The sequence below is a fragment of the Flavobacterium davisii genome (assembly GCF_042182265.1).
In the GTDB taxonomy this organism is placed as follows: Bacteria; Bacteroidota; Bacteroidia; order Flavobacteriales; family Flavobacteriaceae; genus Flavobacterium; species Flavobacterium davisii.
Genome location: NZ_CP097869.1, coordinates 3,402,595 through 3,421,264, shown reverse-complemented (window position 1 = coordinate 3,421,264; position 18,670 = coordinate 3,402,595). Strand labels below are relative to the sequence as shown.

General features: G+C 29.9%; 15 protein-coding genes and 1 tRNA gene. 7 read left to right on the top strand and 9 right to left on the bottom strand.

The features are described 5' to 3' along the window. Nucleotides 1–83: 83 nt before the first annotated feature. Nucleotides 84–644 (top strand): YqgE/AlgH family protein, encoded by a 561-nt coding sequence (locus NAB20_RS14690; protein WP_105195830.1) that lies wholly within the window; start codon nt 84–86, stop codon nt 642–644. Here the strand turns inward: NAB20_RS14690 and NAB20_RS14685 are convergent. Both NAB20_RS14685 and NAB20_RS14680 read right to left on the bottom strand, forming a co-directional pair. Further along, on the bottom strand, nt 641–1,453 hold the full coding sequence (locus NAB20_RS14685; RefSeq protein WP_105195831.1) for an aminotransferase class IV: 813 nt from the start codon (nt 1,451–1,453) through the stop codon (nt 641–643). The genes NAB20_RS14690 and NAB20_RS14685 overlap by 4 nt on opposite strands. 44 nt (nt 1,454–1,497) lie before the next feature. Next, a complete protein-coding gene (locus NAB20_RS14680; protein ID WP_088393463.1) occupies nt 1,498–1,890 on the bottom strand; it encodes an START-like domain-containing protein in 393 nt (130 codons plus the stop codon). A 277-nt stretch (nt 1,891–2,167) separates the two neighbouring features. Here NAB20_RS14680 and NAB20_RS14675 point away from each other — a divergent pair. Beyond that, nucleotides 2,168–2,241 (top strand) — tRNA-Met (locus NAB20_RS14675). A gap of 936 nt (nt 2,242–3,177) precedes the next feature. Further along, the gene (locus tag NAB20_RS14670; protein WP_105195832.1) at nt 3,178–4,677 is read left to right on the top strand and encodes a PAS domain-containing protein; all 1,500 of its coding nucleotides are present in this window, start codon (nt 3,178–3,180) and stop codon (nt 4,675–4,677) included. Between the two features lie 601 nt (nt 4,678–5,278). Here the strand turns inward: NAB20_RS14670 and rny are convergent. The 3 genes from rny to NAB20_RS14655 form a co-directional block, all read right to left on the bottom strand. Continuing rightward, the gene (gene rny / locus NAB20_RS14665; protein WP_375605293.1) at nt 5,279–6,841 is read right to left on the bottom strand and encodes a ribonuclease Y; all 1,563 of its coding nucleotides are present in this window, start codon (nt 6,839–6,841) and stop codon (nt 5,279–5,281) included. Between the two features lie 229 nt (nt 6,842–7,070). Beyond that, on the bottom strand, nt 7,071–7,358 hold the full coding sequence (locus tag NAB20_RS14660; RefSeq protein ID WP_088391986.1) for a cell division protein ZapA: 288 nt from the start codon (nt 7,356–7,358) through the stop codon (nt 7,071–7,073). An 8-nt stretch (nt 7,359–7,366) separates the two neighbouring features. After that, nucleotides 7,367–7,657: a hypothetical protein gene (locus NAB20_RS14655; protein ID WP_088391988.1), complete on the bottom strand. Its 291-nt coding sequence runs from the start codon at nt 7,655–7,657 to the stop codon at nt 7,367–7,369. A 221-nt stretch (nt 7,658–7,878) separates the two neighbouring features. On the opposite strand from NAB20_RS14655, the gene NAB20_RS14650 reads away from it, so the two are divergent. Genes NAB20_RS14650 through NAB20_RS14640 form a run of 3 tightly spaced genes read left to right on the top strand, consistent with a single transcriptional unit; the run spans nt 7,879 to nt 12,762 of the window. After that, nucleotides 7,879–9,579, top strand: a complete 1,701-nt coding sequence (locus tag NAB20_RS14650; protein WP_375605292.1) for a M23 family metallopeptidase — start codon at nt 7,879–7,881, stop codon at nt 9,577–9,579. Further along, nucleotides 9,580–12,039 carry a TonB-dependent receptor gene (locus tag NAB20_RS14645; protein ID WP_374953365.1) on the top strand — a complete coding sequence of 820 codons (2,460 nt, stop codon included), beginning with the start codon at nt 9,580–9,582 and terminating at the stop codon, nt 12,037–12,039. Between the two features lie 36 nt (nt 12,040–12,075). Beyond that, complete coding sequence (locus NAB20_RS14640; RefSeq protein ID WP_088391994.1) at nt 12,076–12,762, top strand: hypothetical protein; 687 nt, start codon at nt 12,076–12,078, stop codon at nt 12,760–12,762. A 67-nt stretch (nt 12,763–12,829) separates the two neighbouring features. Here NAB20_RS14640 and NAB20_RS14635 read toward each other — a convergent pair whose 3' ends face one another. The 4 genes from NAB20_RS14635 to NAB20_RS14620 all read right to left on the bottom strand — a co-directional run bounded on the left by NAB20_RS14635 (nt 12,830) and on the right by NAB20_RS14620 (nt 18,060). After that, the gene (locus NAB20_RS14635; protein WP_088391996.1) at nt 12,830–14,662 is read right to left on the bottom strand and encodes an ABC transporter ATP-binding protein; all 1,833 of its coding nucleotides are present in this window, start codon (nt 14,660–14,662) and stop codon (nt 12,830–12,832) included. Further along, nucleotides 14,662–16,389 carry a phospho-sugar mutase gene (locus NAB20_RS14630; RefSeq protein ID WP_088391998.1) on the bottom strand — a complete coding sequence of 576 codons (1,728 nt, stop codon included), beginning with the start codon at nt 16,387–16,389 and terminating at the stop codon, nt 14,662–14,664. Before NAB20_RS14630 ends, NAB20_RS14635 begins: the two co-directional genes overlap by 1 nt. A 187-nt stretch (nt 16,390–16,576) precedes the next feature. Further along, nucleotides 16,577–17,527 carry a glycosyltransferase family 2 protein gene (locus NAB20_RS14625; RefSeq protein ID WP_375605291.1) on the bottom strand — a complete coding sequence of 317 codons (951 nt, stop codon included), beginning with the start codon at nt 17,525–17,527 and terminating at the stop codon, nt 16,577–16,579. Nucleotides 17,528–17,529: 2 nt separating this feature from the next. After that, nucleotides 17,530–18,060 carry a DUF4199 domain-containing protein gene (locus NAB20_RS14620; RefSeq protein WP_105195837.1) on the bottom strand — a complete coding sequence of 177 codons (531 nt, stop codon included), beginning with the start codon at nt 18,058–18,060 and terminating at the stop codon, nt 17,530–17,532. Between the two features lie 216 nt (nt 18,061–18,276). On the opposite strand from NAB20_RS14620, the gene NAB20_RS14615 reads away from it, so the two are divergent. Beyond that, complete coding sequence (locus NAB20_RS14615; protein ID WP_014165095.1) at nt 18,277–18,528, top strand: type B 50S ribosomal protein L31; 252 nt, start codon at nt 18,277–18,279, stop codon at nt 18,526–18,528. The last annotated feature ends 142 nt before the right edge of the window (nt 18,529–18,670 follow it).

Genomic DNA, 18,670 nt, shown 5'->3' with positions numbered 1-18,670 from the left:
AATCGTGGCTTTTTTTATTTTTTTTTGATTATATTTTGTTTGCAATTATTTTTTTTGTTAAATTTAGATGAAAAAGAATAGGTATGATAGTGATTAAACCACAAAAGGGGCATTTGTTAATAGCCGAACCCTCTGTTATAGGTGACCTATCTTTTAACAGATCTGTGGTTTTGTTGGCAGATCATAATGAAGAGGGATCTGTTGGTTTTATTTTAAATAAGCCCTTGAATTATACAATTAAGGATTTAATTCCTGAAATTTCAGCTTCATTTAAAATATATAATGGAGGCCCTGTAGAGCAAGATAATTTGTATTTTATACATAATATTCCTCATTTAATTTCAGGTAGTGTAGAAATAGCATCTGGGATTTATTGGGGAGGTAATTTTCAACAGACAAAAGAGCTTATAAATGGTGGGAAAATAAGTAGAAATAATATACGTTTTTTCTTAGGGTATTCAGGATGGGATGCAGAACAATTACAAAGTGAATTGGAGTCTAATTCTTGGATTATATCGGAAAATCATTTGAATAATAATATAATAGGAAGATGCTCTTCTAATTTTTGGAGGGAAAAAATAATAGAACAAGGAGGGGAGTATTTATTTTGGTCAAATGCTCCCGAAAATCCTATGTATAATTAATGGAGTCTTATTTTGATATTTAGTTTTGTTATTAATAATTCAGATATGTTAGTTGTGTAGTCTTTTTTGCGATACTTTGTTATGGGTTGTATGCCTTTAATAACATTGCTTATAAATAGCTCATCTGCTTTCTGTAATTCAAAAGGGGATATAGCTCTTTCTTCTATTTTTAGGCTTTCTATGTTTTGAGCTATTGTAAGAAGTTGTTTTCTCATAATTCCATTTATGCAGCCTTCCGAAAGAGGAGGTGTGGTTAAAACGTTATCTTTAATCATAAAAATATTACCGTTTAAAGCCTCCACTATATTTTTTTCCTGATTTAGAAGTAGGCAATTATTAAGTTGATTTTCTTTAGCATAAATACTTCCTGTTACATTAATTATTCTATTAGTGCTTTTAATAGTAGATAAAAGTTGTTTTGTAATTACAAAATCCTTGTATATGTCCACTTCATAAATTGTTTTAGATAGTTGGTATGCCGTTTCTTCTAAAGGTGTTGCAATTGCAAAATAAACTACCTCATTCGTTTGAGGTAGGTAAAAACCACCATTCTTTCTAAAAACATTAAAACGAACACGAGCAGATTTTTCTATTTCTAATGCTCTTGCTGCTTTTAAAATTATATCGTCAAAGTATTCTAGGGTAAAGGTTGCAGGAATTTCCATTCTTAAAACACGCATAGAAGCCATTAGTCTAAAATAATGATCCTCTAAAAAAAGTACTTTATTGTCTAGTACTTTTATAGTTTCAAAAACGGCATCCCCATATAAGAAAGCTCTGTTGTCTTGTAAAGTAGAAAAAATATCCATAAAAAATCCCGATAAATCGGGACAAAGATAAGTTATATTCTTTTTTAAATAGAGCCTAAAACATGTTTTAGATCAGAAATTTGATTTTCCCAAAGCATTTTGGCCTCTGATAGATCATTCTCTTCAGCAAAATCGACTATCATTAGAGAAACATCTTTCGTAATATCATCTTCTAATATTCTAAGTTCAAAGTAGTATTCCGTGTCTTTGTTTTCCTCGTCAACCCATTTAAACTTAATTTTTTCGCCTGTTTTTTTAGAAAAAATACGTGCTTTTTCTTCAGAGTCGTCCCATTTAAATGTAAAAAAATCACCTCTTGAATTGACATTATTAGCAAACCATTCTTGTAATCCAGATGGTGTTGATATATATTGATATAGTAATTGAGGGGATGAATGTATAGGGAACTCTAATTCGTATCGTATTTTGCTGTTCATAATGATTTTTTTTCGAAATATAGATAATATGAATTATTAAAACAAGTAAAATGTTTTTTATTTGTCTTTTTTGTGTAGAGATATTAAATGATGATTTGTTTTGTGTTAATGCTTATTAAAAGTTTATTTTTTTTTGTTTTTTAATTAGTTGTTTATTAGGTGATTGTGTTTTTTTATGAAAAAAAAATAAAAAAAAGTAGAAAAAAAGTTTGCGTAACTTGAATTTAGTTGTAAATTTGCACTCGCATTCGGGAAGGATGTTACCAACAGAATAAAAGGCGAGGTAGCTCAGTTGGTTAGAGCGCAGGATTCATAACCCTGAGGTCACGGGTTCAACTCCCGTCTTCGCTACAAGGCCTGAAACGCACTATGTTGTTTCAGGCTTTTTTATTGTTTTTAAATATGTGATTATTTTAGAGATCAAAAGATGCCAAGTCCAAAACCTGTGGAGAAATTTAAGGAATCTTTTTTTGTTATCTAATTTTTTTTCAATAGAATATTCATTTGATAATCTTATTTTAACTTTTACTACCTAATTGTATTATCGAATATTTTGAGTTAGCACTAATAAAAAAACTTTATTTATATTTAAAATAATAAATCTCCTGAAGAGTATTCACCACACAAAATTTAATTAAGAGCTTTTTTGAAAATATAACAGTTTTTAATAAGAGTATTAAAAATCTATCCATATCTATTAGTTTTCATAATGTAAAAAGAGGGTGGGTTTTTTGAAGTAAATGTGAAGTTGTATAATTTAAACTTTCAGTATTCTTTTATTTCTTTGCTTGTGTAAAGAAGTTATAGTGGTTTTATTCTGGTAAAATAATATTGTATCTAAAAATAATTCGTATAAATTTTGTTTTCTTCCTACTTTTTATCTTTATAATAGAGTTTATCTCGTGATTAGGATGAAAAAGAACTGAAGATGATAAAATGCAAAAGTTTTAGTTTAAATTTCCTTGTCATTTTAATAATAGGAGGGGTGGCGCAATCAGAAGATAAAAGATCTTAGGTGATTGTTTTGAAAGAAATAGAGGATGATAAACGGTAATTTTATTTTAGATACATTTTGCGAATAAAATGTTAGGATGGTATGTGAAAGTATTTTATAATCCTGCATTAGTGTGATTTTTATGTTAATTGTTTGTTAATTAAAGCTATATTAGGCAAAAAAAGAATTTTATCTAATGGAGATTTATATAAAACCGTATCTATCAGTTTTGTATATGTTAAATTATAATTATAAATATTTTTGTTTAATATTGTTTTTTAAAAAAAATAAAAATGCAATTAGGGTCATCAGAACATTTTTTTTTAAATAAAATAATTTCTAATCAGTCGTTACTTTTCTTTCAGTTTTCTGTAGATTTAGATGGTTTTTTAATTGTTGATTATCTACAAGGATCTCATTATGATTTTTTTGAATCTGATATTGAAATGTTTAGAAGTAATCCTTTGGGTGTTTTTAAGAAGGTGGTATTTCCGTTGGATAAGTCTAGAATTTTAAATGCTATAGATAAAAGTAGAAAAGATTTAGCTAGTTTAGATTTAGATTTTAGAGTTGTACTATCCAAAGAACTAAGGTGGTATAAGATGTTAGCTACAGCGGAAAGCGAAAGTGATAAGGTTTCTTTCTTTGGAATTATTTCAGACATTACGAAACAAAAAAAGATAGAAGAGGAGAAAAGAATAGAGGCTTTAAGAAATCAATTTGCTAATCAAGCCTCTGAAATAGGTGTTTGGGATTGGAATTTGGTTACCAACGAAGTGTTTTATTCGGCACAATCTCTTAAAATTTTAGAAATAAGTAAAGGAAATTTAGGATTGATTTCAAATCCTGAAGAATGGGATAAATTAGTGCATCCAGATGATAGAGAAATTTATTTTTATAATATACAAGAACATTTGGAAGAAAGAATACCTTATTATGAAACCTATCATCGTGTTTTGTGTAATGGAGTATATAAATGGATTTTAGATAGAGGAAAAGTTATTGAACGAGATGCTTTAGGGAAACCATTGAGGATTATCGGGACTCATACAGATGTTACGATTCAAAAGGAAAAAGAACAAAAACTTAGAGAAACTTTTGATTTAGTAAATAATCAAAAAGGGAAATTGATGAATTTTGCTCATATTGTTTCACATAATTTGAAAAGTCACACAGAAAATTTTTATATGCTGTTGTCTTTTTATAAAAATGGTTATGTTTCTACCGAAGAAGTTATTAAAAGTTTGCAAATTGTATACAATGAATTGAAAGGAACTATAGATAATTTAGTAGATTTGGTGGGAGTACAAGCAGAAGTTATTAATGAAAAACAAAGTAATAATTTACGATGCTATATAGAAAAATCATTATCTGTATTAAAAGAAATGATTTGTGCTAAAGAGATTACGATAACCTTGGAGGTAGATAAAGGAATGGAAGTTTCTTTTATTCCAGCTTATTTAGAAAGTGTGATTCTTAACTTGACTACGAATGCTGTTAAATACGCAGATTCTAATAAAAAAGATAAATTCATTTCGTTTTATTTAGAAAAAGAATTGCTTCATAATGTAGAATATGATGTTTTGTGTGTTGAGGATAATGGAATAGGGATTGATTTAAAGAAATATCAAGAAGCAGTATTTGGACCTTATAAAACTTTTCATAAAAACCGAGAATCGACAGGGATTGGTTTGTATATCGCTAAAAATCAAGTAGAGGCTATGGGAGGAAAGATTAGTGTTGATAGTAAATTAGGTATAGGTTCTATTTTTAAAGTTTACTTTAAGAAGTGATATTTTTCCTTGAAAAAGTTAAAGAGGTGTAAAATAATATTCTCTTTTTAGTCATGAGAGAATATTATTTTGTAAGATTTATTCTTTTTTAAATCTATAGGTTCTTGTGATGAAAAGAAAAAGAATAAAAAAGTACGGAAATTTTTTCTCCTAGATGAGGAGATTGAAAAAAAATAAAGTAATTATACTAAATATCTAATGCTTTTAATAATTTGGTAAAAAAGGATAAGGTGATTTTTAACCCAAATTCCGCATTAGAAATCTATTCCAGTTTATTTTTTCTTTCAATTCAAACACGTACTCCAATTTCATTTATCGAAATAGTTGATTATTTCATCTTCTAAAATTCTCCGTGAATACTTGAATTTATTGAAAAATTTTGTTTCACAACGAATTCTAATGCGGCATCTGGGTTTAAATATTCAAAGTAAAGTTGTCATCTCTTTTTTGAATTTTATTTTTTGAAGAACTGATAAAAATGTATTAGAAATATGAACCCCTGTTTTTAAGGCTTTTACTCTAAAAAACAGGGGTTAAAAATAAAGGATCTTTATTAATCCTCTGATATATGTATCTAAAAATTAGACGCTCTTTTGTTTTTTTATTTGGCTATATTAACGGCTCTAGTTTCGCGAATTACAGTAATTTTTACTTGACCAGGATAAGTCATTTCGGTTTGAATTTTATGTGAAATATCAAAAGATAACTTCGCTGCCATTTCATCATTTACTTTTTCGCTTTCAACGATTACTCTTAATTCTCTTCCTGCTTGAATAGCATACGCACTTTTTACTCCACCAAAGCCATAAGCTATGTCTTCTAGGTCTTTAAGTCTTTGAATATAAGAATCTAGAACTTGACGTCTGGCTCCAGGTCTAGCACCAGAAATAGCGTCGCAAACCTGAATAATTGGAGCAATTAAAGATTTCATTTCTATTTCATCGTGGTGTGCACCAATGGCGTTGCATACATCTTCTTTTTCGCCGTATTTTTCAGCCCATTGCATACCTAATAAAGCGTGTGGTAGATCGCTTTCTGTTTCAGGAACTTTACCTATATCGTGTAAAAGTCCTGCTCTTTTGGCTAGTTTTACATTTAGTCCTAGTTCAGCGGCCATAATACCACAAAGCTTTGCTACTTCTCTGGAGTGCTGTAGTAAGTTTTGACCGTATGAAGAACGATATTTCATGCGTCCTACTATCTTAATTAATTCAGGATGTAATCCATGAACGCCTAATTCAATTACAGTACGTTTTCCTACCTCAATAATTTCTTCTTCTATTTGTTTTGTAGTTTTTGCTACGACTTCTTCAATTCTAGCTGGATGTATACGTCCATCTGTTACTAATTTATGTAGGGATAAACGGGCAATTTCTCTCCTTACAGGGTCAAAGCAAGACAAGATGATTGCTTCTGGGGTGTCATCAACAATGATTTCAACTCCAGTAGCCGCTTCTATAGCACGTATGTTACGGCCTTCACGGCCAATGATTCTACCTTTTACATCATCTGATTCTATGTTAAATACGGATACGCAGTTTTCAACAGCTTCCTCTGTTCCTACACGTTGAATGGTATTGATGATTATTTTTTTGGCTTCCTGTTGAGCCGTCATTTTAGCTTCTTCTATGGTTTCTTGAATGTGAGCCATAGCATTTGTTTTAGCTTCTGCTTTTAGGCTTTCCATTAATTGATTTTTGGCTTCTTCAGCAGAAAGACCAGAAATAGTTTCTAGTTGTTCTACTTGTGCTCTGTGCATTTTTTCGATTTCAGTAGTTTTCTTTTCTAAGTTTTCTACTTTTGAATCGTATTCTTTTATTTTGTGTTCAACCTCATCGTTTAATTTTCTTGCTTTAGCAAGTTCATTAGAAACTTGTGATTCTTTGTCGCGCGTTCTCTTTTCTACTTCGGCAACTTTTCGGTCACGAGTTAAAATAACCTGTTCGTGTTCAGCTTTTAATTCAATGAATTTTTCTTTGGCTTGTAATATCTTATCTTTTTTGATGTTTTCAGCCTCTGTATTAGCGTCTTTTAAGATAGAAGAAGCTTCTTTTTTTGCGTTTTTAATCAAGGTAGATACATTGGTTTTTTCTAAGTATTTTGCAATACCAAAACCTGTTGCAACTCCAAGAATTCCAATAATAATTACTATTAAAATGTCCATAGTCTGTGTTAAGTGTTATGTATAAAAAAACCTACATTAGAAAAGTTGTATAAACTCGGTATGTACAAGTTTTGGGTTAACTCAATGTTCAAGCTTCCTACTGAAAGGCCTGCTATAGTATTGATGATTTGCCCTTTTTAAACGTTAGTGTTGAGTTTATCAAATGGGTACTAATGTAGGTAGTGTTTCTAAATTTATTAATTTTTTAAGAACGTACTTTTTATTCTGTTTAGAGATGTTTGTCTAATAAATCATTTAACTTTTTTAACTTTTCTGTCACTTGTAGATTTGAGGTTGTTATTTCCTCATTTTTTTGTTCTACTTGAGTGGCAAATTGTAGAGCACACATGGCGAGTAAATCTTGCTTATCCTTTACAGCATAATTTTGTTCAAACTGTTTTAGCATATAGTCAACCCTTTGGGAAGCTTTTAGTAAGCTTTCTTTTTGGCTAGGATCTACTGTTAGAGGGTAAACCCTTTCTGCTATCGAAATATCTATTTTTAGTTTTTCACTCATTATGCTTTCTAATCAGAAAGTTGTGCTATACAATAATCTATATCTTTGATTAATGAATTTATTTTGAGTTTCGTATCTCTTTTGAATTCGTCACTACCTAAAAGTGAGTTTGTAATTTTGACAGAGTCAAGTTCCGACTTTATTTTTTTCAAGTCTTCTCCTTGTTTTATAATAATTGATTCCGAATATCTAAGTTTCAGTCTTAGTTCTTGGTTGTCAAGTTTTAGGTTTTCCATTTTTTGGAAAAGTTCCTGAATCTTAACTTCAAGAGAATCAGTTATTACGTCTAGTTTACTCATCGTAACAAAAATACATTACATCACTTCACAAATTTAAATTTTAAAATGTATTTTAACAATAAGATTGAGGAAAAAAATGATAATTATCAATTTTTTATTCTTAATCGTTTTAAAATGAAACTTTTAAAAATAAAAAAATAGGACTGAAATAATGTAAAAGGAATCGTTATCTTAGCAGAAATAAAGAAAGTTTTTAAGTTTACAGCTGTAATTATTATGATATGGTTAAAAAGTTTTGGTTTTTTCTCTTATTTTTTTCTCTTGTAGCATTTACACAAGATAAATACCCCAAAGATTATTTTGGTTCTCCGCTAAATATTAATTTAAATATAGCAGGTTCTTTTGGTGAGCTTAGACCTAATCATTTTCATTCAGGAATTGATTTTAGAACCCAACAAAAAGAAGGTTTTCCAGTGTATGCCACTGCAGATGGTTTTGTTTCTCGTCTAAACGTTTCCACTTATGGCTATGGAAAGTGTTTGTATATAGATCATCCTAATGGTTATACTACCGTTTATGCGCATTTACAGCGTTTTTCAGAAACAATAGATCGGTATGTTCGGGAAAAGCAATATGCAGATAAAACCTTTGTTTTAGAATTACGCTTAAAAGACAATTTTTTAGTTGTAAAAAAAGGGGATTTAATAGGTTATACAGGCAATACAGGAGGTTCTAGTGGTCCTCATTTGCATTTCGAAATAAGAAATACAAAAACAGAGTTTATTATGAATCCTTTCTTGTTTGGATATGATACTTTAGTAAAAGATACAAAAGCGCCTTCTATAGAAGGATTATATGCTTATGCCTTATCTAAAAATGCTATAGTTAATGGTTCTTCTCAACCTATTATGGTTCCTTTAAGTTTACAATCAGATGGGACTTATCTTGCCACCCCAGTTAAAGCCAAAGATACCATAGGATTTGCAATAAACGCTCATGATGTATCCGATTTTAATTTTGGGAAAAATGGAATTTACAAGTTAAACGCATTTTTAAACGGAACACCTTATTTTAATTATCAATTTGATAGTTTTTCTTTTGATGAATCAAAACATATAAACTGTTTTATTGATTATCCAAGATACAAAAAAACACATCAACGTTTTCAAAAACTTTTTGTGGGGTATATATTTCCAGAAAATATTATTAAGCACAAAATAAATAACGGACAACTAAAAGTAGAACCCAATTATAACTTAAACTATGAAATAGAAATTTATGATTTTCATGGCAATAAAAATACCTTAATTATTCCCATAGAATTTTCAAATTCGAATAGTTCAATGATGAATAATCCGCCTAAAACTCCCTATTTTTTAAAATCTCAAATTGAGCAATTGTATTCAAAAGAAGGGATTTCTGTATTCATTCCAGAACAAACGTTTTATGAAGATTTTTATATAAAATTTGATGTAAAGGATAAAGAGCTGTACTTACATGATGAGTCCGTAGCAATTAATAAACCTATGACCATTACATTTGATGTGTCTCATTTACCTAAAGAAGAACGTGAAAAAATGTTTATAGCTAATTTAGATCATAGCAGAATAGAGTATAATTTTACAATTAAGAAAGAAGATCAGTTTATAATTAAAACAAAAAAACTCGGAAAGTTTTTTATTGCAAAAGATACGATAGCACCTAAAATTTATGCACCTAATTTTAAAATGGCTGAAGATTTAACTTCAAAAGATTCGTTGAAAATCTTTATTTCAGACAATTTATCGGGTATTAAATCTTATAATGCGTATTTAAACAATGAATGGATATTAATGGAATATGAACCTAAATTAAATAGATTAATTCATTTTTTTTCCGATTCTAAATTTATAAATGGTAAAAATGATTTTAAGTTAGAAGTAGTGGATAATTTAGGAAATACAACTACATTTGAATCAAATTTTTATAAAACAAAACTGTAAATTTTGAAAACTAAATTTTCTTTTTTATTACTTCTATTTTCATTTAGCCTTTTAGGACAAATTGCCAGAGTTAAAGGAATTGTTTTGGATGAAGAAAACAATCCTGTAGAAGGAGTTAATGTATCATTTCAACAAAAAAGTACCAAGACAAATGAAAATGGATTCTATCAATTAGCCATTCCTTCAAAAGTAAAATCAAATTTAAAGTTTACACATTTATCTTTAAAATCAGCTGTTATTTCGTTAGAACTTAATCCTAGTGAAGATTATGAATTTAATGTAGTATTAAAAAGTACAACAGAGCAGTTAGGCGAAATTGTCATATCGAATAACAGTAAAAAAAGAGTAGAGGGCATTACGACCTTATCACCAAAAGCTATTCGATTGATACCAGGAGCTAATTCTGGAGTAGAAAATATTTTAAAATCACTACCAGGAGTAAATTCTAATAATGAATTAAGTACACAATATGCTGTAAGAGGAGGTAATTATGATGAAAATTTAGTATACGTAAACGAAATAGAAGTATACCGTCCTTTTTTAATTCGATCAGGACAACAAGAAGGGCTAAGTTTTACAAATACAGACTTAATTCAGCATGTTGATTTTTCTTCTGGAGGATTTCAGGCTAAATATGGAGATAAATTATCTTCCGTATTAGATATAACTTATAGAAAACCGACTAAATTTGGAGCTTCCCTTGAAGCTTCCTTTTTAGGAGGAAGTGTTTCAATGGATAATGTGTCAAAAAATCAAAAATGGAATGCTATTACAGGAATTCGTTATCGAGATAATAGTTTGTTAGTAAAAAGTCAAGAAACACAAACTAATTTTAAGCCACGATTTGCGGATTTACAAACCTATATAACTTTTACTCCAAATATTAAATGGCAATTTGGGTTTTTAGGTAATTTATCACAAAATAAATACGATTATAGGCCTTTTTCTAGACAAACTAATTTTGGATCTTTACAAGAACCGATGGCTTTATTAGTACAATATGATGGAACTGAAAAGGATGCTTATATGACTACTTTTGGTGCTATAAAAGTTAATTATAAGATAAATGATGACTCCAATTTAAAATGGATTAATTCAATCTATCATACTATTGAACAAGAATATTATGATATAATGGCAGAATATCGATTAGGAGAGATAAATTCTAATCTAGGTGATTCTAGCTTTGGCAATGTTGAATATTCTAGAGGAATAGGCAGTCAGCTCACACATGCTCGTAATGATTTGGATGCTTTGATCATTAATACAGAGCTTAAAGGAAATCATAAGAAAAAAGAAAATCAAATAGATTGGGGATTTAAATATACACGAGAGAGTATACGAGATAGAATTAGAGAGTGGGAAGTGATTGATTCAGCAGGTTTTTTACTAAACCCTCCCAAAATATTTCCTAAAAAAGAAGAACCTTATACAGTTTATCAAGGGCCTTTAGTACCTTATAACAGTGTTAGAGCTATTAATTATACAAATATTAATCGTTTTTCAGCTTATCTTCAGTGGAATAGGCGTTTGAGATGGAAAGAACATGAATTGTTTTTAAATGTAGGAGCAAGAGCGCAAAACTGGAGCGTCACAGATGGGGTTAACATAGGAAAAAGTCAAGTTGTTTTTAGTCCAAGAGCACAATTTGCTATAAAACCAAACTGGCGCAAGGATATGTTTTTTAGAATATCAGGAGGTTGGTATCATCAACCCCCTTTTTATAGAGAATTAAGAGATTCTTTAGGAATCGTTAAACCCAATGTTAAGGCGCAAGAATCTACTCATATAGTCTTAGGACATGATTTTAGTTTTAAAATGTGGAAACGCCCTTTTAGATTAGTCACGGAATTGTATTATAAAGATATGAATAATGTAAATCCTTATACAATAGATAATGTTCGGATACGATACAGAGCTCTTAATAATGCGGAGGCTTATGCTAAAGGAATAGATCTTAGAATAAATGGGGAATTTATACCAGGAACGGAATCTTGGTTAAGTTTTGGCTATATGGATACACAAGAGTCAATAGATGATAAAGGATATATAGCACGTCCTACTGATCAAAGACTCAAGGTTGGAGCTTTATTTCAAGATTATATTCCTAATATACCTGCTTTAAAAATGTATCTTAATTTAGTTTATAATACAGGTTTGCCAGGAGGATCACCATCGTATGCTAATCCTTACGAATACCAATCAAGATTAAGAGATTATCGTAGAGCCGATATTGGATTTTCGTATGTTTTTACCGATAGAGCTAGATCAAAAGAGAAAGATAATTGGTTAAGACACTTTAGAGAACTAGCCCTTGGAATTGAAATTTTTAATATGTTCAATAACCAAAACTCGATTACGAACACATGGGTGCGGGATGTATATACTAAAAATCAATACGGAGTTCCTAATTATTTAACAACACGCGTGTTTAGTATAAAATTAAATGTGAAAATATAAACAAAAATGGGTATATTTAGATTAAATAGGATAATCATGAAAAAAAAGATTTTATATTTTTTACCTTTTATTATTTCATTTGGAAGTTGTAAAGAAGAACCCAAACCGAAAGTAAAATATGATAAGCCAGTAAAACAAGTTGAAAGAAAGAAAGATACCACTCGTTTATTAGTAGCGGATTTACCCATACAGTTTCCGACCTCCAATGTGTTAATTTATCCTATAGGAGAACTTAGAGTGAGTGATTTGAAAAAAGGAAGTTATGAAGGAGATAAAATGGATATGAATGGATTTAACGTATCAAGTGTCTTAGATGAAGAACTTACAGGATATTTACAAAATATTAAATTTCAAGAAATAGGAAAAGATTCTTTGCATGTATTAACAGATAAATCTGTTTTAATTGAACGAATGACATATCTTAAGTCTAAAAATATTTTAGTATATGTTATGGCAGATAATGATACAAATCAAGATGGAAAAGTAGATTCTTATGATGTAAAATCTTTGTATTTAAGTACTGATTTAGGAGATAAATTCACTAAAATTTCAGTTGATATGCAGGAGTTAATAGATTGGAACTATGTAGAAACAGCAAATAAAATATTTTTTAGAACAATAGATGATCGTAATAAAAACGGTGCTTTTGATAAAACAGATGGATTACATTATTTTTATGTAGATATAAAAAAAGATTGGGTAGCCCAAGAATTTAAAATGTAAAAATCTTTGATAATAAAAAAAATGCCCCCAAACAGTTATTAACTTTAGGGGGCATTTTTTATAGTTTTTATTCTAAACTTTGCATCATGACAAGTTTCGAATAAGTACCATTTTTAGCAAGTAATTCGCTGTGTGTGCCTTGTTCAACAATTTCTCCTTTTTGCATCACAATAATATTGTCTGCTTTTTGTATAGTAGAAAGTCTATGAGCAATTACGATAGAAGTTCTGTTTTGCATCATGTTTTCAAGAGCCACTTGTACTAATTTTTCACTCTCTGTATCAAGAGCAGAAGTAGCTTCATCAAGGATCATGATTGGCGGATTTTTTAATACTGCTCTTGCAATAGACAAACGTTGTTTTTGTCCGCCAGATAATTTTCCACCTGCATCACCGATATTGGTCTCTATACCATTAGGTAAATTGATTACAAATTCATACGCATTAGCAACTTTTAAAGCATGAATAATTTCTTCATCAGTAGCTGTAGGTTTACCAATTAATAAATTATTCTTTATAGAATCGTGAAACAAGATAGAGTCCTGTGTAACAATTCCCATTAAAGATCTCAAAGACTGCATTGAAATTTCCTTAATATCGGTTCCATCTATACTTATTTTTCCTTCATTTACATCATAAAAACGAGTAAGTAAATTGGCAATTGTACTTTTTCCTGATCCAGATTGACCTACTAATGCAATGGTCTTTCCTTTTGGAACGTCAATAGTAAAATTTTTTAAGACATTGTTGTCATCTGCATAAGCAAAATGAATGTTCTCAATTTTGATAGAATTTGTAAAATCTTTTTTATCTAGAGCATCTGGTAAATCTACTATTTGGCTTTCTTGTTCTAGTAAAGTAAAAACCCTTTCAGCGGCAGCTAGACCACTTTTTACCTGATAAGAAGATTTTGAAATAGATTTAGCAGGTTGTAAAATAGTGTAAGCTAATGCGATATAACCAATGAAGGCTGTTCCAGCAAGGCTTTTTTCAACCAAAACCAAATGACCTCCATACCATAATAAAGTAGCAATAGTTACGATACCAAAAAATTCACTCATAGGAGAGGATAGATTGTTTTTATTTGCTATACTGTTTGATAATTTTAAAACACGATTAACAGAATCATTAAATTTTTGAATGAAAATAGATTCTGCATTAAATCCTTTTACAACTTTTAATCCTGATAAAGTTTCGTCTAAAATAGAAATAAAAATACCTTGTTCCTGTTGGGCTTTTTGCGATTTAGATTTTAATGTTTTACCAATTCTTGAAATTATAAATCCTGAAATAGGAATAAATATAAAAACAAATAAGGTAAGTTTTATACTAATAAATAACATAGCAATAATAGAAAAGACGATAGTCATTGGTTCGCGAACGATAAGTTCTAAGATTTGGAAAAAGGAATTTTGAACTTCTCCCACATCTCCTAACATACGAGCCATAACATCTCCTTTTCTAGTATCTGAATAATAAGAAACGGGGAGATTAATAATTTTGCTATATAACTTAATACGTAGATCTCTTAATACACCATTTCTTAATATTGTAACCTGTCTGGATCCTAAATAGTTAAATAAGTTTTTTAATAAAGCTGTAATGATTACAATACTTATAACAACTAATAAAGCGTTTTGTTTACCATATTCATCTGAAATTTCAGTTAATTTATAATTAAAAGAATTTGATAAAAAATCCTTTAAATTAGATAAACCTGTGTAAATAGGCTTTTTACTAATTTTTGTATTTTGTTTAAAGAGAACCTCTAGAGTAGGCATAATAGATACCATTAAGAGTGTGCTGAACAAAGCATAAAGGATGTTGAATGTAATATTCCAAATAATATTTGTTCTGTATCTTAATGCGTATGGAATTATTTTTTTTAAATTATGATCCATTAGTTCAATTGCATATCGTTAATGATATTTTTAATTTTTTCGTCCAATTGTTTCTCCGCTTCAGGTATATCATCAACCGATTCGATGGTGCAGTTTACACTGAAATAAAATTTAATTTTAGGTTCTGTACCACTTGGACGTGCGCATATTTTACTTCCATCTTCTAAATAATAAATCAATACGTTCGATTTAGGAATGTTAATGTCGAATTCTTCATTATTCATGAAGTCTTTACCTTTTGATGTTTGATAGTCTTCTACACAAACCACACGGTTTCCGTTGATTTCTTCCATTGGATTTTCGCGTAAATCCTTCATCATTTGTTGGATTTCTGCTGCGCCATCCATTCCTTTTTTTGTAATAGAAATAAGATGTTCTTTATAAAAACCAAAATCCACATAAAGTTCCTCTAGTCTCTGATATAATGTTTTGCCGGCTTCTTTTGCTTGCGCAGCAATTTCGCAAACTAATAAAATAGCACCTACAGCATCTTTATCACGAACAGCATCGCCTACCATAAAACCAAAACTTTCTTCACCTCCTCCAATAAATTTTTGGTTTGGAAAATCTTTAATGAATTTAGCAATCCATTTAAATCCTGTTAATCCTACTTTACATTCTACTCCATAAGCTTCTGCTAAATCAAGCATCATAGGGGTAGAAACAATAGTAGATCCAATAAATTCAGTACCTGTTAACCTATTAGATTTTCTCCATTGCTCTAATAAAAATGCGGTCATAATAACCATCGTTTGATTCCCATTTAAAAGAATCATATTGTTTTGATTGTTTCGTACAGCCACTCCTAGGCGATCCGAGTCAGGATCAGTTCCTATAACGATATCAGCATTTATTTTATTGGCCAAATCAATTGCCAAACTAAGTGCTTCTGGTTCTTCGGGATTAGGTGATTTGACAGTAGGAAAACGACCATCTGGAATGGCTTGTTCTTCTACTATATTTAAATCATTATATCCAGCCGCATTCAAAACATTAGGTATTACCTTTATAGAAGTGCCATGTAATGAAGTGTAAACAATCTTTAAGTTTTTCTTAGCCTCAGCTGTTGTGTTAAAACTAGCGTTTTCAAGTGTGCTTTTTAGGAAAGCATCGTCTATCTCCTGATCTATATATTCTATAAGTTCTGGATTAGAAGCAAAATTTATATCACTATATTCTAGCGCTTCAATAGCCTGTATGATTTCTTTATCTTGTGGAGGAACAATTTGGCCGCCATCTTGCCAGTACACTTTATAACCATTGTATTCAGGTGGATTGTGTGACGCTGTTAGAACAATACCTACATGGCAAGCTAAATGGCGTACTGTGAATGATAGTTCAGGAGTAGGTCTTAATTCAGAAAATAAAAATACTTTAATTCCATTAGCAGAAAATACATCAGCAACAACTTTTGCTAGTGTGTTACTGTTAGCCCTACAATCATAAGCAATAGCAACTTTTATTTCTTCGTTTGGAAAACATTTTTTTAAGTAATTAGATAAACCTTGAGTGTTTTTACCCAAAGTATATTTGTTAATTCTATTGGTCCCTATTCCCATAACACCGCGCATACCGCCCGTTCCAAATTCTAAGTTTTTGTAAAAACTTTCTTCTAATTCTTTAGGTGATGAAGTCATCATTTCCTTGATAGATTCTTGAGTTTCGTCGTCAAAAGTGGGTGTTAACCAAATATTTACTTTTTCTAAAATTGCCTGTTCAATGTGCATAATTCTTTTGGTTTTATAGTCAATTTTTTAGTTTTATTATGGCTTTTTATTTTTATGTTTTGATCTCTATAAAATAAAGATTTCTAATTTTTTAAAAACAAAGCCTGTATTGTTTTAAGAAAGTTAGAGCAAGTATTAGAGAATGCTCTTAAAGATTCCGCTAATAGTTGAGCTCAATTTATTTAGGTTATAAGATTTCTTGAATTTTATATCGCTCTTCATTGTGTTTGGTACGAAGAATTATTTCACCCAAAAATCCTGCTAAAAATAATTGAGTTCCTATAATCATTGTGGTCAAAGCTATGTAAAACCAAGGATTATTGGTAATTAAGATTGTTTCTTGATGGGTGTAAAGTTTCCAAAGTTTAACAGCCCCTATGTAGCCTGCGGACAAAAAACCAATCATAAACATGAGAGTACCCAACAGACCAAATAAGTGCATGGGTCTTTTTCCAAATTTACCTAAGAACCAGATGGTAATCAAATCTAAAAAACCATTTACAAAACGATCAATTCCGAATTTTGACTCACCGTATTTGCGGGCTTGATGCTGTACAACCTTTTCTCCAATTTTTTTAAAACCTGCGTTTTTAGCTAATACAGGTATATAGCGGTGCATTTCGCCAAAAACCTCTATGTTTTTTATGACCGTATTTTTGTAAGCTTTTAAACCGCAGTTAAAATCATTAAGTTGTACACCAGATGTTTTTCTAGCGGCTGCATTAAAAAGTTTAGAAGGCAGGTTCTTAGTTAATGTATTGTCATAACGCTTTTTTTTCCAGCCTGAAACTAAATCAAAATTTTCATCTGTAATCATCTGGTACAGTCCAGGTATTTCATCAGGACTGTCTTGTAAGTCGGCATCCATCGTAATGACTACATTTCCTTTTGCCTTGGCAAAACCAGCATGTAAAGCTTGACTTTTTCCGTAATTACGCAAAAAACGAATGGCTTTAAGATTTTCGTTTTTTAATGCCAATTGCTGTATAACGAGCCAAGAATTATCCGTACTTCCATCATCTATAAATAAGACTTCGTATGAATAATTGTGTTGAGTCACTACACGTTCAATCCATGAAGCCAATTCTGGTAATGATTCTTGTTCGTTTAATAAAGGTATTATAATTGATATATCCACTTTTATAGTTGATTTGACGATTTTGTTTTGAAAAATGCAGACAAAATTAAACCAAAAATTGCACTTATTAAAATTGTAAAAAGAGTTCCTTTAAAAAAGTTAGCTATCGAAAACTGATCTTGATTTTCAATTTGTTTAATAGATTCTTTAATAACGGATCTAGGTGTTCCAAATTTTTGAAGCATTCCCCCCGTTTCTTTAATTATAATTTCCTTTACGCTTTGTTTTAGAGAAGGATCCACAAGGTTAAATAAAATTACTTCGAAAAAAGTCCCCATAACTATTCCAATAATAGTAGCTATAAAATAGGTAGTAAAAGTTTCTTTAAATGTAATGCCTGTTTGAAAATCTTTTTGCGTTTTTCTCAGTAAAAGGATGATTATAATCAAGTAAAGGCTATACTTAACAAAGGTAATCCAACCTGAAGTAAATAATTCAATATTGATAAGGTAAATGAAAAGCGTCGTTAATATTGAAATAAGCCCTATTACTAATCCGTATTGAACCCCATTTTTTTTGATAATCTCATTCATAATTTGATGTTCTAAATTTAGTTTAACAAATATAAGTATTTTGATAGTAAGTAGTTTTAATATTAAAAATGTTACATAATAATTTGTATATTAAAAAAATGTATTAAATTTGCGACTTAAATTAAAAATAAAATATTACAAAAGCCGTTGTAGTTCAATACCTTTTAGAGATAAAAGCATCAAGAATAAAAACAGCAAAACATAAACAGATTTATTATGAAAAAAGGAATCCACCCAGAAAATTACAGATTAGTAGCTTTCAAAGATATGTCAAATGATGACGTATTTATTACAAAATCTACAGTTGAAACTAAAGAAACAATTACACATGAAGGTGTAGAGTATCCAGTATTCAAAATGGAGATCTCTCGTTCTTCTCACCCTTTTTATACTGGTAAATCTAAATTGGTTGATACAGCTGGACGTATTGATAAATTCAAGACTAAATACGCTAAATTCAATAAATAATATTGAAATCAAAATAGTTAGAAAGCACCATTTGTATGGTGCTTTTTTATTTTACCATTTTTTTGAAATTTATTAGAAATTTCTAATTTAAAAATGGAATTTGCTTATTTTTGAAATGTTAAAATAAAAGATATTCCGAAAG

Excerpts from the sequence above, each read along its gene's own strand:
- NAB20_RS14640 (WP_088391994.1), top strand. The coding sequence starts at position 12,076 with ATGAAAAAAAAGATTTTATATTTTTTACCTTTTATTATTTCATTTGGA.
- NAB20_RS14655 (WP_088391988.1), bottom strand. The coding sequence starts at position 7,657 with ATGAGTAAACTAGACGTAATAACTGATTCTCTTGAAGTTAAGATTCAG.
- NAB20_RS14630 (WP_088391998.1), bottom strand. The coding sequence starts at position 16,389 with ATGCACATTGAACAGGCAATTTTAGAAAAAGTAAATATTTGGTTAACA.
- rny (WP_375605293.1), bottom strand. The coding sequence starts at position 6,841 with ATGGACATTTTAATAGTAATTATTATTGGAATTCTTGGAGTTGCAACA.
- NAB20_RS14635 (WP_088391996.1), bottom strand. The coding sequence starts at position 14,662 with ATGGATCATAATTTAAAAAAAATAATTCCATACGCATTAAGATACAGA.
- NAB20_RS14680 (WP_088393463.1), bottom strand. The coding sequence starts at position 1,890 with ATGAACAGCAAAATACGATACGAATTAGAGTTCCCTATACATTCATCC.
- NAB20_RS14670 (WP_105195832.1), top strand. The coding sequence starts at position 3,178 with ATGCAATTAGGGTCATCAGAACATTTTTTTTTAAATAAAATAATTTCT.
- NAB20_RS14690 (WP_105195830.1), top strand. The coding sequence starts at position 84 with ATGATAGTGATTAAACCACAAAAGGGGCATTTGTTAATAGCCGAACCC.
- NAB20_RS14650 (WP_375605292.1), top strand. The coding sequence starts at position 7,879 with ATGGTTAAAAAGTTTTGGTTTTTTCTCTTATTTTTTTCTCTTGTAGCA.
- NAB20_RS14620 (WP_105195837.1), bottom strand. The coding sequence starts at position 18,060 with ATGAATGAGATTATCAAAAAAAATGGGGTTCAATACGGATTAGTAATA.
- NAB20_RS14660 (WP_088391986.1), bottom strand. The coding sequence starts at position 7,358 with ATGAGTGAAAAACTAAAAATAGATATTTCGATAGCAGAAAGGGTTTAC.
- NAB20_RS14615 (WP_014165095.1), top strand. The coding sequence starts at position 18,277 with ATGAAAAAAGGAATCCACCCAGAAAATTACAGATTAGTAGCTTTCAAA.
- NAB20_RS14685 (WP_105195831.1), bottom strand. The coding sequence starts at position 1,453 with ATGGATATTTTTTCTACTTTACAAGACAACAGAGCTTTCTTATATGGG.